This window comes from Microcoleus sp. S13_C5 (assembly GCF_036700845.1).
In the GTDB taxonomy this organism is placed as follows: domain Bacteria; phylum Cyanobacteriota; class Cyanobacteriia; order Cyanobacteriales; family Microcoleaceae; genus Microcoleus.
On the sequence record NZ_JAUBPR010000305.1, the window covers coordinates 1 to 1151 of the forward strand.

Below are 1151 nucleotides of genomic sequence, written 5' to 3' on the forward strand. Positions count from 1 at the left end.
TGATTAAAAGTGGAAACATTGATTGTACAACCCTTCCAGGCGTCAATTGAGGCAGAGACTTTGGCCGCCTGCAAACGAATTTCTTTGACTACATCTTTAGCTAACCATAATTGCCAGGTTAGCAAAGGCATCAAATCACTCCATCGTTCACACTGTTCTGGTGTGCTTAGCTTCGGCACAGTCCAATGTAAAGTTTGTTTTGCTAACCGATACCAATGTTCGAGGGCAAAGCGGCGTAGATACAGTTGCCAAATTTCCGCCAGAGACGGCATTTGGATACCAACCCAAACTAACCACAAAGGTTGACTATTTAATCGACCCGTTACAGTTTCTAGACGTTCGACTAAAATCAAGGTCATTGGATGTTTGGGACTGCCTCGAAAATGTAAGTCATCCCATTTTCTTAACCGAATTTTCCCCAGTTTGGGCTCAACAGATTCCAGAGTTTGTTCTGGTGACCACCAGCTTTGAGAGTCGTTGAGCTTAAACTGTTGACCGTGAATTTTGGGTCTGCCTTGACCACTATAGGCTGGGGGTGTTGACCATAAGCAACGATTGGAGCGAATACGCATTAGTTTATCGGCGGCAATGGCTGCGGTGGCTTTAACCAGAGGTGCACACCCATATTCACTATCCAATAGAGCGATGGGTCTATGCTGAAGATATTGACATACTTGTGCCAATTGTTCAGCGCCTTTACCTATCGGGTTGTCCCAACTGGTAATACGTTCGTGTCTCAATGGCAGCGCCCAACTGCCACTCATCGAAGGTATTAGTGCGATCGTACTATATCCTTGACCGATGCCAACAGGTATACCGTGGGGTAAGGCTGTGGGTTGATGTTCATAGGTACGTTCTTTGAGGGTACGTGCATGGGGCCTCAACCATGCCGTATGATCGATCGCTAATACTGGACGTTCTACTTCTGACATCTGTTGGATGTACAGTTGCATCAATTGGTCTCGGTCTGGTCTACAATCTTGCAGCGCTTCGTAGACGCTTGACCACTCACGCCGAAATAAGGGATTGAGGGCTAAATCTCCTCGCACAGGAGACGTGGCGAGTCGTCATTATCGCGTCTGCTAGTTCAAAGGTGGCGTCTTTGGCATTGCCGAGACATTCATAAGCTTGTTGACGAAATTCCCGTAATT

Annotated in this window: 1 protein-coding gene; it reads right to left on the reverse strand. The window is 46.8% G+C overall.

Going from position 1 to position 1151, the window contains the following annotated elements:
• On the reverse strand, positions 1-1049 hold a 1049-nt coding region (locus QUA04_RS29765), incomplete at its 3' end, for a transposase (RefSeq protein WP_333264433.1).
• Between the last annotated feature and the right edge of the window lie 102 nt (positions 1050-1151).